The 15,595-nt window shown below is 70.1% G+C and carries 11 protein-coding genes; 5 read left to right on the forward strand and 6 right to left on the reverse strand.

Going from position 1 to position 15,595, the window contains the following annotated elements; genetic code table 11:
- The 3 genes from AB0H43_RS25680 to AB0H43_RS25690 form a co-directional block, all read right to left on the reverse strand.
- A partial coding sequence (locus AB0H43_RS25680) for a phosphoketolase family protein (RefSeq protein ID WP_360003822.1) occupies positions 1-1,775 on the reverse strand: 1,775 nt, incomplete at its 3' end.
- A 148-nt stretch (positions 1,776-1,923) separates the two neighbouring features.
- The gene (locus AB0H43_RS25685) at positions 1,924-2,838 is read right to left on the reverse strand and encodes a universal stress protein (protein WP_360003161.1); all 915 of its coding nucleotides are present in this window, start codon (positions 2,836-2,838) and stop codon (positions 1,924-1,926) included.
- Between the two features lie 11 nt (positions 2,839-2,849).
- Positions 2,850-3,839, reverse strand: a complete 990-nt coding sequence (locus AB0H43_RS25690) for a nitroreductase (RefSeq protein WP_360003163.1) — start codon at positions 3,837-3,839, stop codon at positions 2,850-2,852.
- A 132-nt stretch (positions 3,840-3,971) separates the two neighbouring features.
- On the opposite strand from AB0H43_RS25690, the gene AB0H43_RS25695 reads away from it, so the two are divergent.
- Positions 3,972-4,610, forward strand: coding sequence for a response regulator transcription factor (locus tag AB0H43_RS25695; protein WP_360003164.1), 639 nt, complete (start codon positions 3,972-3,974; stop codon positions 4,608-4,610).
- 13 nt (positions 4,611-4,623) lie between these two features.
- On the opposite strand, the gene AB0H43_RS25700 is transcribed toward AB0H43_RS25695, so the two are convergent.
- Entirely contained in the window at positions 4,624-7,293 is a 2,670-nt protein-coding gene (locus tag AB0H43_RS25700) for a GNAT family N-acetyltransferase (RefSeq protein WP_360003166.1), read from the reverse strand.
- 225 nt (positions 7,294-7,518) lie between these two features.
- Between AB0H43_RS25700 and AB0H43_RS25705 the strand changes: the two genes are divergently transcribed.
- Both AB0H43_RS25705 and AB0H43_RS25710 read left to right on the forward strand, forming a co-directional pair.
- A complete protein-coding gene (locus AB0H43_RS25705) occupies positions 7,519-7,965 on the forward strand; it encodes a hypothetical protein (RefSeq protein WP_360003168.1) in 447 nt (148 codons plus the stop codon).
- Between the two features lie 186 nt (positions 7,966-8,151).
- Positions 8,152-12,195 (forward strand): hypothetical protein, encoded by a 4,044-nt coding sequence (locus AB0H43_RS25710; RefSeq protein ID WP_360003169.1) that lies wholly within the window; start codon positions 8,152-8,154, stop codon positions 12,193-12,195.
- 84 nt (positions 12,196-12,279) lie between these two features.
- On the opposite strand, the gene AB0H43_RS25715 is transcribed toward AB0H43_RS25710, so the two are convergent.
- Both AB0H43_RS25715 and AB0H43_RS25720 read right to left on the reverse strand, forming a co-directional pair.
- Complete coding sequence (locus AB0H43_RS25715; protein ID WP_360003171.1) at positions 12,280-13,836, reverse strand: ATP-binding protein; 1,557 nt, start codon at positions 13,834-13,836, stop codon at positions 12,280-12,282.
- Positions 13,818-14,189 (reverse strand): hypothetical protein, encoded by a 372-nt coding sequence (locus tag AB0H43_RS25720; RefSeq protein ID WP_360003173.1) that lies wholly within the window; start codon positions 14,187-14,189, stop codon positions 13,818-13,820. Before AB0H43_RS25720 ends, AB0H43_RS25715 begins: the two co-directional genes overlap by 19 nt.
- Positions 14,190-14,569: 380 nt before the next feature.
- Between AB0H43_RS25720 and AB0H43_RS25725 the strand changes: the two genes are divergently transcribed.
- Together AB0H43_RS25725 and AB0H43_RS25730 are read left to right on the forward strand one after the other, a co-directional pair.
- Positions 14,570-14,992 carry a hypothetical protein gene (locus tag AB0H43_RS25725; RefSeq protein WP_360003175.1) on the forward strand — a complete coding sequence of 141 codons (423 nt, stop codon included), beginning with the start codon at positions 14,570-14,572 and terminating at the stop codon, positions 14,990-14,992.
- Positions 14,993-15,064: 72 nt separating this feature from the next.
- Positions 15,065-15,520 (forward strand): hypothetical protein, encoded by a 456-nt coding sequence (locus AB0H43_RS25730; RefSeq protein WP_360003177.1) that lies wholly within the window; start codon positions 15,065-15,067, stop codon positions 15,518-15,520.
- Positions 15,521-15,595: the final 75 nt, after the last annotated feature.

Genomic DNA, 15,595 nt, shown 5'->3' on the forward strand with positions numbered 1-15,595 from the left:
CAGTTGGGGGCGGGTTGTTTGCCGGCGACGATGACGTTGACGTAGTGGCGGCTGCGCAGGCAGTGGTCCATGGTGGACAGCAGGGTGTTGGTGTCCGGGGGTAGGTAGACGCGGACGACTTCGGCTTTCTTGTTGACGACGTGGTCGATGAAGCCGGGGTCTTGGTGGGAGAACCCGTTGTGGTCCTGGCGCCAGACGTGGCTGGACAGCAGGTAGGTCAGCGAGGCCAGGGGCTGCCGCCAGGAGATCTCGCGGGTGGTCTTGAGCCATTTGGCGTGCTGGTTGACCATCGAGTCGACGATGTGGATGAACGCCTCGTAGCTGGTGAGCAGGCCGTGGCGGCCGGTGAGCAGGTAGCCCTCGAGGAATCCCTGGCACAGATGCTCCGACAGGACCTCGATCACCCGCCCGTCCGGCGCCAGATGATCGTCACCAGGCAGGATCTGTGCTTCGAAGACGCGATCGGTGACGCCGAAGACGTCCCCCAGCCGGTTGGAGGCGACTTCGTCCGGGCCGAACAGGCGGAACCGGTCCGGGTTGGCCCGGATCACCTCGGCCAGCCACGCGCCGGTGAACCGGGTGGCCTCGGCGGTGGTGCCGCCCGGTGCGGGCACGTCGGCGGCGTACTCGCCGATGTCGGGCAGGACCAGGTCACGCAGCAGCGCACCACCGTTGGTGTGCGGGTTGGCCGACATCCGCCGGGCACCCCGCGGCGCGTTGGCCGCCAGCCGCTGCGTCGGAGCGCCGGTCGCGTCGAACAACTCCTGCGGACGATACGACCGCAGCCACCGCTCCAACTGCGCCCGATGCTCGGCGTTCTCGCGTACGCCCGGCAGCGGCACCTGATGCGCCCGGAACGTGCCCTCGACCGGCACCCCGTCCACCTCCACCGGACCGGTCCAGCCCTTCGGCGTACGCAACACGATCATGGGCCAGCGGGGTCGCTCGCGATCACCACCGGATCGGGCCTCCTGCTGAATCCGCCTGATCTCGTCCAGCGCCCAGTCGAGGGCGCAGGCCATCTGGTTGTGCACGGATTCCGGGTCGTCGCCGGCGACGACGACGGGCTGGTAGCCGTAGCCGTGCAGGATCTCCAGGAGGTCCTTCTCGGGGATGCGGGCGAACAGCGTCGGGTTGGCGATCTTGTAGCCGTTCAGCTGCAGGATCGGCAGCACTGCGCCGTCGGTGACGGGGTTGAGGAAGACGTTGCCGAGCCAGCTGGCGGCCAGCGGGCCGGTCTCCGCCTCGCCGTCGCCGATGACGCAGGCGACCACCAGGTCGGGATTGTCGAACGCGGCCCCGTATGCGTGCATCAGCGAATAGCCCAGCTCACCGCCCTCGTGGATGGAGCCGGGTACTTCGGGGGCCACGTGGCTCGGGATGCCACCGGGGAAGGAGAATTGCCGGAACAGCCGGGTCAGGCCGTCCTCGTCGCGGCCGACGCTGGCGTAGACCTCGCTGTAGGTGCCTTCGAGCCAGGTGTTGGCGACGATCGCGGGGCCGCCGTGGCCGGGTCCGGTCACGAACAGCGCGTTCAGATCCCGCGCGATGATCGCCCGGTTCATGTGCGCCCAGATCAGGTTCAGCCCCGGACTCGTGCCCCAGTGCCCCAGCAGCCGAGGTTTGATCTGCTCGGCCGCCAGCGGCTCCCGGAGCAGCGGATTGTCCATCAGGTAGATCTGCCCGACGGTCAAATAGTTCGCCGCCCGCCACCAGGCGTTCACGGTGGCCAGCTCCTCCGCGGTGAGGTAGGTGGCGACCTCTTCGGAAGTCATCGTCATGCCCCGATCTTTGCCGGGCGCGGGGGACGAAGGTCAGTGCCGAAGTGTGCCCGACGGCGGGACCAAAGACCCGGATGCGGTGTGGCGAATACGCGGAAGGGCCGCCGGGCTCGATGCCCGGCGGCCCTCGAAGGACAGCGTGCTAGTCCGCTTTGTGGATGACGGCGACCGGCCCGTGCGCGTGATGCACCAGCGCCCGGCTGACCGAGCCGAGCAGCAGCCCGGTGAATCCGCCGCCGCCGCGGCTGCCGACGACGGTCAGCCCGGCTCCGAGGGTCTGGTCGATCATCGCCTTCTCGACGTGCTGCGCGGCCACCGTACGCGTCTCGATGTCGACGCCCGGCTGGTGCCGCCACGGGCTGACCGCGTCGAACAGGATCTCCTCGGCGACGGCCTCGTCCTGCCGGACCTCGAAGTACGGCTCGTCGCGGCCGACGGGGAAGGCGTACACGGCGATGATCGAGGTGTCGCGCCGCCGGGCCTCCTCGACCGCCCACTTCAACGCGATCTGCGCACCCGGCGAACTGTCCACGCCGACGACGATCGGACCGTCCGGCGGCAGTGCAAGCGGCGGCTGCTCCGGACCGCGCGCGACGCTGACAGCCGGCGGGCGCACCACGACGACCGGACCGTGCGCATGCGTGGCGACCTGCGCGGACACCGAGCCGACCAAGAGTTCGGCGAAGCCGCCGAGTCCTCGGCAGCCGACCACGGTCACCTGAGCGTGGCGGGACTCCTCCAGCAGGACGCCGGCCGCGCCGCCGGTGACCACACGGGCACTGATGTCGGCCAGTCCCGGGTGATCCTCCTTCAGCTGCTTGACGGCCGAGGCCAGCATCGTTTCGGCGTCGGCTCGCATGGCCTGATCGTCCACCGTGTACCGGTCGGCCACGGCGACCGGGAGGTAGCCGTAGATCGGGATCTCGTAGCCGTAGACGAGCGACAGCGGGGCGTCGCGCAGTTCGGCCAGGTGGGCGGCGTACCGGGCGGCGGAAAGACTGGACGAGGAGCCGTCGACACCGACGACGACCGGCGCGACGGGGGTGCTGCTGGACATGAGAGCCTCCTTCAGCTCGACAGGTTGACGACCTCGCCGAGCCGGCGGCGTGGGCTGGCCGGTGGCGTGCCGTCCGGGGGGTAGCCGATGCGCACGGCCAGTTGTGGTGCGCCGATTCCGGCCAGCACGTGCCGCAGCCGTTCGCGGGTCAGGGTGTGCTCGGTGACATCGCTGATCGGAGAGCCCGCCAGACCGGCCGCGGTCGCGGCGAGCAGCAGCGCCGACAGCGCCTGCCCGGCCCGCAGCCAGGCCGACGGCGTGTCCTCGTCGGTGAACAGCACCGCGTACAGGGTGCCGCCGTCGTTCTCGTCACCCGGGTCGAGCGCGGCGCCACCGGGCTGGGCGAATTCGCGGATCGGGACGCGCCGGGGCGACGGCGACACCGCGGTCTCGGCCGGTACTCCCGAGCCGTTGGCGGGCGACTGGGGAGCCGTCAGCGTCCAAGCGGCCAGCTCGTGCCGGTACGCCGGGTCGGCGAACTGCAGCTCGGCCGCCCGAGCGGCGAGGATGGCGAGGTCGTCGATCTCGCCGCCGCGGAGCACCGCCAGATGGGCGCCTTCGCGCTCGGTCAAGGCGATCAGCCGCTGAATGACGGCGACCGGCACCGGCTGTCCGGTGAAGGCCCGCCGGTCGGTGCGCCGTTGCGAGATCGCCGCGTACGCCGCCCAGTCCTCGGTGCGGGGATCGGCGTCCGTGCCGAGGCTGACCTCGGCGAGCAGATCGGGTTCAGCCGGGTCGGGCAGCGGGCGGACCTGGGCGTGGTGGCCGGCGACGGCCAACGCAACCCGCGCGTGATGCAGCGCGGCGCCGCAACTGACCGTCAGGAGGCGGCCGTCGGGGTCGGCGACCAGCAGCTGCCGTGAACGGTCCGCCCACAGCTGCATCGCGTGGTCCTCGACGACCCACCGCCACGGCTGGGTGTTGAAGATCGATGGGGCGTTGAGCGCGACCTGGGCCGCCACCCGGAGGGTACGGCCGGTCGCCGGTCCGATGGTCGTCATGGTTCTCACAATCCACTGTCGCGGAGCGCGGGGTCAGGGTCGCCGGGCGTGATCCGGCAGGACCGATGGCCCGTGGCGGCGCGGGACTAAAGTCCCTGTGCGCCGCGTCGGCAACCCTGGCAGACTGAGTGGATGATCCGCGTGTTCCTGCTCGACGACCACGAAGTCGTCCGGCGCGGCCTGCGTGAGCTGCTCGAGGCGCAGGGCGACATCGAGGTGATCGGTGAGGCCGGTCTGGCGACCGAGGCCGCGCACCGTGCACCCGCGCTGCGGCCCGACGTGGCGATCCTGGACGCGCGTCTGCCCGACGGCAGCGGTATCGACGCCGCCCGGGAGATCCGCTCGGTCGACCCGAGCATCCAGGTGCTCATCCTGACCTCCTACGAGGACGACGAGGCGCTGTTCGCGGCCATCATGGCCGGAGCGGCCGGTTACGTGCTCAAGCAGATCAAGGGGACCGACCTCGTCGACGCCGTGCGGCGGGTCGCGGACGGGCAGTCCCTGCTGGACCCGGCGGTCACCGCGCGGGTCCTGGAGCGCATCCGCAACCCGCAACGGGAGCCCGCTCAGCTGCGCGGGCTGACCGAGCAGGAACGCAAGATCCTCGACTACATCGCCGACGGGCTGACCAACCGGCAGATCGCGGCGCAGATGTTCCTGGCCGAGAAGACCGTCAAGAACTACGTGTCGAGCCTGCTCGCCAAGCTGGGACTGGAACGGCGCACGCAGGCGGCGGTGCTGGCCACGAAGCTGCGCGAGGGCGGCCACTGACCGTCCCGCCAGCTCAGCGCAGGCGGAACAGGTAGGGATCCGGCTCCTCGCCCACCGCGGCCAGGCGAAGCTTCGCGTCCACCACGACCAGCCCGTCCGGTCCGGCGATGACCGGGTTCAGGTCCAGCTCCGCGACCTGCGGCAGGTCCTGCGCGAGCCGGCCCAGCCGGTGTGCCAGCTGCTCGACCGCCGCAGTGTCCACCCCCGGCGCGCCGCGGAACCCCGTCAGCAGCCGCGCGCCGCGCAACGATCGCCACATGCGCTCACCGTCGCGATCGGACATCGGCGTCAGCCGGTACACCCGGTCGCCGAGCAGGTCCGTGAGCACACCGCCCAGGCCGAGCATCACCAGCGAGCCGAACAGCGGGTCGTGCACGACGCCGGCCGCCAGCTCCACGTGTCCACGCGCCATCGGCTGCACGAGCACGTGCGGGTGCGTCGTGTCCAAGGCCGCGCCGATCAGCTGGTACGCCTGACGCACTGCCCCGGCGTCGGGCAAGTCGATGCGTACCGCGCCGACTTCGGTCTTGTGCACGAGATCGGGGACGGCCGACTTCACGACGACCGGGTAACCGAGCCGGTCGGCGGCGGCGACGGCCTCGTCCGCCGTCGCGGCGGTCGCCTGCGGAATCTGCGGAATGCCGTAGCAGCGCAGCAGTTCGGCGGTGACGTCGGCCGGCTGCCAGCCTTCGTTCGCGGCGGCGATCACGGCCTGGGCGCGTACGGGGTCGATGCCGTCGAGCACCGGCGGCCCGCCGAGTGGTTCCCGGCGCCAGGCGGCGTACCGGGCGGCGTGCCCGAGTGCGCGGATGGCCCGCTCCGGCAGGTCGTACGCCGGTCGTTCGGGGCAGGCGCCGACGTGGGAGACGTCCCAGCGGCCGACCACGACGCCGGCGGCGGGCAGATCCGGATGTGCGTCGAAGACCTCACCGGCTGCGGCCAGCATGCCGGGCACGTCGTTGGCCCGGGTCGCGGCGACCACGACGACGATCGCGTCGACCTCGCCCGACTCGGCGAACGCGGTCAACGCCGCCCGCAATGCCTGCGGGTTCGCCTCCGCGCCGAGGTCGAGCGGATTCTGTCCCGAACCGCCCAGCCGGGCCGCCAACTGCGGGCTCGCCGCGGGGACTTCCAGCCCGGCGGCCTCGGCCGAGTCCACGGCCAGCACGTTGACCCCACCGGCGTTGCCGATCACGGCGATCCGGTTGCCCGCCGGAAGCGGCTGATCCACCAGCATCCGCGCGGCGTCGATCAGTTCACCGAGATCGTTGCACCGGACCACCCCGGCCTGCGCGAAGAGACTGTCCACCGCCACATCCGGCGCGGCCGCCGCCGCGGTGTGCGACGCACCCGCGCGTTGCCCGGCGACGGTCCGGCCACTCTTGACCGCCAGCACCGGCTTGCGCCGCCCCAGTTCCCGAACGAGCCGGGCGAACCGGCGCGGATTGCCGAACGACTCCAGATACAGGGCGACCGCCTTGGTCGCCGGGTCGTCATACCAGTACGCCAGCAGGTCGTTTCCGCTGATGTCGGCCTTGTTGCCGAGGGACACGAACGACGACACTCCGCAGCCGCAGCGCGCCAGATGGTCGAGCAGGCTGATCCCGACCGCCCCGGACTGCGACGCGACACCGAGCGCGCCCGGCAGTGGCGGGGCACCGGCGAACGTCGCGTTGAGGCGTACGGACCGATCGGTGTTGAGCAGGCCGACGCAGTTGGGGCCGAGCAGTCGCATGCTGTGTTTGCGCGCGATGCGTACCGCCTCGTCCTGCAACGCCTGGCCGGCCGGTCCGGTCTCGCCGAATCCGGCGCTGAGCACGATCGCGGCGCGTACGCCGGACTCGCCGGCCTCCCGCAGCGCCTCCGGCACCGCCGCGGCCGGCACCGCGATGATCGCCAGGTCGACCAGGTCGGGCAGTTTCCGCAGCGATGTGACGCAGGGGAGCCCGGCGACGTTGTCGGTGTGCGGGTTGACCGCGAACAGCGTGCCGTTGAACCCGTATTCGGCCAGGGCTCGCAGCGTCTCATGGCCGACCCCGCCCGGCGTACGGCTCGCGCCGACGACGGCGACCGATCGCGGTGCGAGCAGTGGCCGCAACGACAGCCGTTCCGCCGTCCGGTTACGCACGTCCGCGGCGCTGACGGCCGCATCCTGGGCGACCATCGGCAGGCCGACGTCCACGACCTCGGCCAGTTCGTCGGACCGTGCGTGGGCGGCCAGGTCCCGGGCGACTCGCAGCATCGAATAGTTCGCGGGCAGCACTTCGCCCGACAATTCGCGTACGCCGTTCGCCTTGGCCATCGCCGCGAGATGCTCCAGTAGCACCGTGCCGATGCCCCGGCCCCGTTCGTCCTCTGCGACGAAGACCGCGAACTCGGCCGCCGACGAGGCCTGGCCGCATTCGTAGGATGCGACGCCCACGATCCGCCCGGCCTGCGTCGACACGAGTACGCCGTGCTCCGCCGAGGCCGGGCGGGTCAGCCGGGCCACTTCGGCCGCGACGACCGCCGGACCGGGCACGGCGAAGAACCGCAGCCGCAGCGCGTCGACGGAGCTGGCCTGGAACATGGCGGCCAAGCCGTCGCGATCACCCGCGTACGCCGGGCGGATCCGCACGATGCGTCCGTCGGCCAGCAGTGCGTCCGCACCGGCCGTGCCGAGAGCGTCGGCGTAAGTCGTCATGACCCCAGCTTCGTGATCACCCCGCACCGGCGGAAGTGCCGCCCAGCACTCCGGACCGGGACTTTCGTCCCACCCGTCGGGTGGCGACGCGCACGGTCCCGGCGCCGATTTTCGCGGATTCGTTGGGTTCAGCCCGCCCCGCGCGAAGCCTACAGTCGCAATCAGATCGATCTAGGTAAGTATCGCCCTCCTTGATCGCGTGAACGTCCCCTGGAGAGGATCATCATGAACTGGAAGCGCACTTCCGCAGTGGCGGTCGCGGTGAGCGTGGCGCTCGCCGGCCTCACTGTCGCCACGCCGGCCCAGGCGGGCAACTCCTACACCACACAGTTCTGCAAGGACAACATGTACCGCCTGACCAACAGCGGCAGCGCCACCGACATGCCGATGTGGTGCCGCATCCAGGCCGGACCGGCGGCGACCTTCGGCTACACCGGACCCGCCGACGGATATCCCGGCGTCAACACCTGGAAGGGTGTCCAGCGGTACCTGACGGCCGAGAAGGTCTACAGCGGCCCGATCGACGGCTACCCGGGCAAGTACACCTACATGGGCATCCAGACCATCGCCAAGCGGAGCGGCGGCTACACCGGCCCGATCGACGGCGCCCCCGGCTACTACAGCTGGCTCGGGTTCGACCGGGCCATCCGGATGATGTGGTTCGGCCTCTGACGACCAGCTCGGCGTGCGGGTCCGGCGATCGGCCGGGCTCGCACCCCCTGCTCCACGGTTGCCCCACTCGACGGCAGCCATCGGGCCGAACTCCGCCGATCCAAGGCCGGCCGCAGCCCGGACCGGCCGCAGCGCGACGGCGTGAACGCGAGCCCCCGTAAGCCCTCCCCACCCCCGGAGACGCACATGCAGACCCGTCCGACGGTCATCCGTGCCCGCAAGCACGCCGCATTGCTGCTCGCGGCCGCGATCTTCAGCATTCCCACCACGGCCGCGCACGCTGAGCAGCCCGCCACCGCGCCGACCGGCGCGACGTCCGGCAGCGACAGCCGCGTACCCCAGGTAGTCCCCGAACGTGACCGCGACCGCGTCCTCACCCCGCGGTGGAAGACCTCCACCGACCTGGCCTGGGCCGCGACGGCCGACGGGCGCGGGTTGCACATTCTCTCGGCCCGCGCGGCCGACGGCTACGCCTGGCGGGTCGTCGCGACGTTGCGCGAGAGCCTGGTCGACGTCGACCAGTGGATCGGGCAGGCCTGCCTGACCTCGTCCGGTGACAAGGTGGTCGCGGTCTACGCGCCCCGGACGTTTTCCAACAAGCCCGATCTGTTCGACCGGGCCGGCTTCGCAGCGGTGGTCGACCTGCGCACCGGACAGGTGACCAAATTGGGCGTCACCGCCTCCCTGGCCTACTTCAACCCCGGGTGCGGCGCCGACGACCTCGCCGTGCTGACGCAGGCCAAGGCCCGCGACGACCAGGGGCGGACCCGGCTGGCGATCGTCGACACGCGCAACGGCAAGGTCGTGGCGAAGCCAGTCGAGCTCGACGGACAGGTGACCTCGGCGATTCCGGTGAGCCGGACCCGGATCGTCGCGGCCAAGGGCGCGCACATCGTGCGGGTCGAGGACGGGAAGATCGGGCTGGTTGCCCGGACCAGCGGCGTCCCGTTCCGGCTGACCGCCGACGCCGACGGCGGCGTGGTCTATCTGGACAGGGTCTCCTCGCCCGGCCAACCGGCGGCCGCACCCGGCGCAGCTGGACAATTGGCGGCGCTGCGCCTGAGCCGCGCACAGCTCGCGCAGAACAGCGCTGCCGGAGCCACGCCCGCGGAGGTCGCCCGTGGCGCCTTCGACGGCTTCAGCCTGGCCCCGGCCGCGCACGGCACGGTCGCGATCGTCGGCGCCGCGTCGGTGCGAAGCACCGCGGGCTATCTCAAGCACCTGCCGAAGGTGGCCCCGGGCGCGAGCGCCAGCACCACGGCCGCGGTCTTCGTCCACGACGTCGACTGGGCCAAGGGACGGGTCCCGCTGACCGACGAGGAAGCCGCCCCGATCGAGCTGTCGCTCACCGTCCCGGCCACCAACCAGACCGTGCGGCTGGGCATCGACCTGGCCCACCCCGCCGCGGCCACGTCTCCGGCCGGCCGGGGAACTCTGGCGGCCGGCGGCGCCACACCCATCGGCGAGACGATGTCACCCGCGCTGGCTCCCCTGGCGGCGGCCGCGACGCTCGCGGCGAACCTGGTCGTCGACGACCTGCCCGAAAGCTCCAGCGAACGCACCTGCGCGATCGCCCGCAACGACCACCGCCGTCAGGCCATGCAGCCCAAACCGCGGCAGGTCGAATGGGCGGCGAACCAGGCGATCACCAAGAACCTCGACGCCACGTGGAACCCCACCGGCGTGGACGGCTGGCGGACCCGGGTCGCGCTGACCACCACCAAGCCGATGCAGCTGTTCCCGACGCCGGCGCTGGCCGGGTGGCCCGCCAGCCGCGTACCGGCGCAGATCCTGCTCGGCGTCGCCATGCAGGAATCCAACCTGTGGCAGGCCTCCCGGTACGCCATGCCCGGCGTCACCGGCAACCCGATCATCGGCAACTACTACGGCATCGACATCTACAACGGCTACGAGGGCGACGACTGGGACATCAACATGGCCGACGCGGACTGCGGCTACGGGGTCATGCAGGTGACCGACGGCATGCGGATCGGCCAGCGCACCTCCGAACAGCAGCACGCGATCGCGCTGGACTACGCCTCCAACATCGCTGCCGGTCTGCAGATCCTGGTACAGAAATGGAACCAGACCTACAGCGCCGGGCTGCGTATCAACAACGGCAATCCGGCCTACATCGAGAACTGGTTCTACGCCGTGTGGGCGTACAACTCGGGCTTCTACCCGCAGGCCGACGCGTCGAAGAACAACGGTGCCTGGGGAGTCGGCTGGCACAACAACCCCGCCAACCCCAAATACGACCCGCAGCGAGAGCCGTTCCTGCACGGCAACCACTTCTCCGACGCGGTGCACCCCAACTGGTGGCCCTACCCGGAGCGGGTCATGGGCTGGGCGGCCTGGCCGATGGGGCTGTACGAGGCTCCCGGCGTCGAAGTACCCGCCTTCCGGGGCGCGTGGTGGAACACCGACGAATACCGGTACGAGGTGAAGCCGCCGATGGACCTTTTCTGCGACGACACGAACCGGTGCGACAAGGATCTGGTGGGTGAGGTCCCGTGGGATCCGGAGGCGATTCCGGACGTCCCGGGCCCATGCCGCAGCGTCCAGAACGGCTACCCAGACTTCCGCTGCTGGTACAACCGCCCGGCGACGTGGAAGAACTGCAGCGTCGAGTGCGGCTCCGAGTTCCTCCGGTTCCCCTCCGACTGGATGGAAGAGGCCAACGGCACCTCCTATCCGCCGAACTGCAGCCGCAACGCGTCGGCGACGGGCAACGCCGCGCCGACCGGTGCGTACATCATCGACGAGGATGTGAACGGCGTGCCCTCCGTTCGCCCGTGCGCGAACATCACCAGCGACGGCACGTTCTCGATGAGCTTCGCCACCGACGCCAACGGCACGATGCCGTCCAAGGTCGACATCCATCAGCTCGGTGCAGGCTTCGGTGGGCGGTTCATCTTCGGCCACACGAGATCGGGCAGTCCGGGCGGCCTGCAGGACCGACTCGAAGTGGTCGGCACCTGGAAGCTGAACCGCGCGATCTACACCTGGATGCGGGTGGCGGTCCACCTGCCCGACCACGGAGCCCGGACCCAGCAGGCCAAGTACACGATCCACTTCGGCGACGGGCGTTCGGCCGTGCGCTACATCAACCAGAAGCGCCAAGCCAACAACTGGGTCTCGCTGGGCTCGTTCAAGTTCAACGGTGTGCCGAGCGTCAGCCTCACCAACGTGACCCTCGACGGCGACGGGACCGAGAACGTCGCCTGGGACGCCATGGCCTTCCAGCCGCTGAGCCGCGAACCCGTCAAGGTGGCCGTCCTCGGTGACTCGTACTCATCGGGGGAGGGGACCGGCGACCCGGCGGCCACGGGAGCGGCGGGCTACTACGCGGAGACCAACGTCGACGGCGGCGATCGGAAATGGCAGAACTCGTGCCGCCGCAGCCCCGACGCGTGGGCCCGGAAACTGGTCCTGCCGGGCATGACCCAGACGGTGGGCACGCTGGAGAATCAGTGGAGCTCCTCGGTCGAACTGGGCTTCGTCGCCTGTTCCGGGGCGGTGACCGAGCAACTGACCACCCCCTGGTACGGCCGCGTCGGCAGCGCCGACTACGACGGCACGGGGCAGTGGTACGAATATCCGCAGCTCTACTCCGGCGTCCTGAACCAGGACACGGACTACGTCATCCTGACGATCGGCGGCAACGACGGCGGTGTCTTCGGCAACGTCCTCACCACCTGCGTCGGCATGCCGATGTGCCAGGAGTCGGCGCTCTGGGACACCGTCTACGACCAGCTGGACGACCATACGATCCCCGACCTCGAAGCCCTGCTGCGCAAGATCAAGACGCAGGCGCCGACGGCGAAGATCGTGCTGGCGAACTACCCGGTCGTGATGAACATCAGCGAGGCAGAGGCATGCTGGGTCGAACCCTGGGAACTCAACGCGATCCTTCCGCTGCAGGCGTACCTGACTCGCAAGCAGGGCGACACGGTGCTCCATCTGTGGGCCACCGAAGGAATGAACGTGACCTTCGCCCCGGTCGACGACCGGTTCGTCAGGCATGACGCCTGCGAGGTGCTGGGCCAGAACTGGATCAACGGGCTGACCCTGGCCACCCAGGGTGACGGCGACAGGTCGCCCAGCATGGCCTCGTTCCATCCGAACGAACAGGGGACCACCGCGTACGCGGCGGGCATCAGCGCGGCCCTGTCCGCGCCGGCGCCCAACGTGCCCTGGAACCCGATCCCGCCGAGCCTGGGCCCGTAACCCGCCCCGGCTCCACCACCGGCATGCCAGGCCGCGGAACCCCCACCACGGCCTGGCATGCCACAACGACGTCGGCCACCTTGTTCACTCAGTGGCGGCCGGTGCTGAGCCGTACGGCACCCTGGCCGTTCCCCGGGCGGTGGCCCGTCGCACCAGCAGCGACTCGGGCAGGGAGACGTCGGCGATGATGCCGCCGCCGAAGCGATTCTCCTGCTCCGCACTGCGAAGCTGAACCCAGATCCCGAGCCGCCGGGCGAGTTTGGCCACGATCGCCAGACCCAACCGCTGGGAGTCCGTGTCGACGGGTACGCGACCGGACAGCATCTCGTTCGCCTCGGCGATCGAGTCGTCGGACATGCCGAGCCCGGAGTCCTCGATGGCGAGCAGCGCCCGGTCGCCCAGCAGCCGGCAGCGTACGCGGACCAGCAGATGCGGGGGCGAGAAGGCGGTCGCGTTCTCGAGGAGTTCGGCGAGCAGGTGCGTCACATCGTTGACCGTATGCCCGATCACGGCCACGGCGCTGTCGATGTCGTCGAGCTCGACCCGGTCATACTGCTCGATCTCACTCTGGGCCGCCCGCAGCACGTCGTAGAGCGGCACCGGGTCGCGGTATCGCCGGATCGGCTCCGCGTCGGCGAGGACCATCAGGTTCTCCTGCGCACGTCGCATGCGGACCGCAAGGTGGTCGATGCGGAAGAGCTGGTCGAGCCGATCCGGATCCTCCTCGTCGCGTTCGAGACCGTCCACGTGCCGCAAAAGCCGATCGAGCAGGGCCTGAGTCCGCCGTGCCTGATTCACTACGCCCGTCATCGCGGCGTCCGCCGGACTCGGCCGGTCGTCGGCGGCCTGACGCTCCAGCTCCTGGGCCTCCCTCCGGCGGGCGACCATGATCGGGTACATGGGGTTGGGCGCCAGCGCCAGGTGCCCGGCGGCGTCGGTGTGCAGGCGTTTGGGCTCGGGCAGGTTGCGCCGCCGCATCACGTCGCGCAGATGGGTGTAGATCGTGTCCAACGTCAGGTTCTCGGCGTACGCCGGCACGCCCTGGCGCAGGATGCGCAGCAGTTCGTGGGTGAACTCCGTGATGCGCTCGCCGCTGACGGCGGGGCTGTTGGCGGGGCTCGCCGCCAGGACGTAGGCGCCCTCGATGTCCATCTGGTCGAGGACCATCGAGGCGTCGGCGCTCAGCAACGGCGTCGTGGCCCGGCCGGAGAAGCAGCAGTCGAGGATGACGATCCGGTTCTTCGCCCGGCTGCCCAGCACCTCCTCGCGCAGGACGTCATAGGGCAGGCAGTTGAACTGGGGTCGCTGCGGATCGGTGTCGCGCAGGCCGAGGAAAAGCTGCTGGCGCTTCATGCCGGTGAGCCCGTGCCCCGCGTAGTAGACCAGCAGCATGTCGGTGGCCTCGGCGGCAGCTCGGGCCAGCGCCTCGCCCACCCGGTTGCCGTCGGTCGGGTCGGCCACCGTGACGCAATGCTTGGCCGGCAGGCCGCACAGCCGCGGATCGGTCAACGCCGACCGCAACTCCTCCAGACTCGTCCGCACCGACGGCAGCGACGGAAGCTTGCGATACTTGCCGGCGCCGATGAGAACCGCACGGGAGTCGCCGGGATGGAAGCGGCGGGTCACCGGTCGTGTGCCCACGGGCGGAGCGCCGCCTCGACGACCTTCTCCGGCTCGGCCGTGCCGTCAGCGCCAATATGGACAGTGGTTCCGTCGGGCAGCTCGATGTCGACCGTGACCGTGCCCCGCGGCGTACGCCACCGGTTGCGCAGCCACAACGCGACCCCAGTGGCAAGGGCGGTGGCCGCACCGCCGGATCCCACTCCAACGGCGAGAGCATCCCAGCCGCCGCCGAGCTGCCCGGCGACCGGCGGCCGGGGCACCAGGCGGACGAGGCCACGAAGAGCGTCGTCAGCGGTGAGCAGCTCGGCGAGGTCGGCCAGCGGATCATCGTCGGAGCCGGCGGACGGAACGCGAATCAAAGCGGCATCCACACCCTCCATACTAGAGAGCGAGGCGGACGGCTCCGGGCAATCCGTTCCGACCGGCCGCGTACGCCAGTCGATCCGCACTAGGCACCCGTCGGCCGACAGGCCGTGACGTTGGGCCCGGCGGGCGGCGCGAGTGGGCTCCCCACCGACCTGTGATCGGCCGCGCTGGCAGCCCGAACAGCGGATCACGGCGTATCCATCGATGACTAGCCTTTTGCGCATCGATGAGCATTCCGCATTCGAATGGGTCGGGTGAGGACAGCATGGGCATGGTCAATTACACGAAGGCCGTGCGGAAGTATGCGGCGACCGCTCTGGAGCCGGGTGAATCGGTGCAGTGCGGATTCCTTTGCCGGCCGAATGGCACGGTAGGGCGCGCGCTCGTGGACACCGCGTTCAGTCAGGTCTTCGGCGCGGTCATCGGCATCGGCGGCGCGGTCGGAGGCGCGATCACCGGTGCGGTCAAGGGGACGCTGGACATCGGCGTCGACGCATTGCGGGGCGATGATCCGGGCGGGACCCTCGCTGCGACGTTCCCCGCGGCCTATGAGGTCGTCTTCGCCGTCACCTCGCGGCGATACCTGGCTTTCACGCTGAAGTTCGGGCTCATTCGGCCGACCTACGTCCTCGCGGCGCAGTACGGCCCGGCGGACCTCCTTCAGGTGCGGGTCGGCGGTGGCGTCGCGATGCGCAAACTCATGCTCGTGTTCTCCGACGAGTCGGCCGTGAAGCTCAATATGCCGCGTGGTCAGGGCGACACGGACGAACTCGTGCGTGCCTTCCTGGCCCTGCAGCCACAGAACTAGTCACCTCGCCCGAATCCGTTGTCAACCTGCGGGCCGGCCGCGAGAATTGACTGTCCATCCGAGGATGTGTTCATGGTCTTGGCATCAACGATCTTTTCCGTCGAACGATCGGTGTACCAGCTGCTGACGGTGTCCATCTTGCTGTCGACGTTCGCCGTACTCCAAATGCGCTTCAGGTTGAGCCCGTTGGTCGCTGGTGGCATCGCCGTGCTTTTCACGGTAACCGTTGGCTCGTTGGGTGGTGGTCTGGCCGGCGAGATCATGAAGCTGGCATGGATCGGCGCCTGTACGGCTCTAGCGTTGACATCGTTACGATCCGAGGCGCGTCGTTCCTCCGGCGAGAGTGTCTCGGCCGCTCCAGGATCCAATGACAGTGGGTCGGGCGCGGAGGCGGACGTGCCACGTCCGGAACGAACCCTGCACGATCGGGCCGGGCTGAGTCGCGACGCTCAGCTCAACGCCGCAGCGGCCATCGTCGCGGCGATCATCGGTGCTGTCGCGACGCTGATCTCCGCGCTGAAAGGCTGACGAGCCGGCGTCGTGTCGCTGGCGGCGAGAGCGGCCCGCGGGGAAGACGGTGTCCCCCTCGCGGGCCGTGGAACA

Origin of the sequence: Hamadaea sp. NPDC050747 (assembly GCF_040654195.1) — a bacterium.
Lineage (GTDB): Bacteria > Actinomycetota > Actinomycetes > Mycobacteriales > Micromonosporaceae > Hamadaea.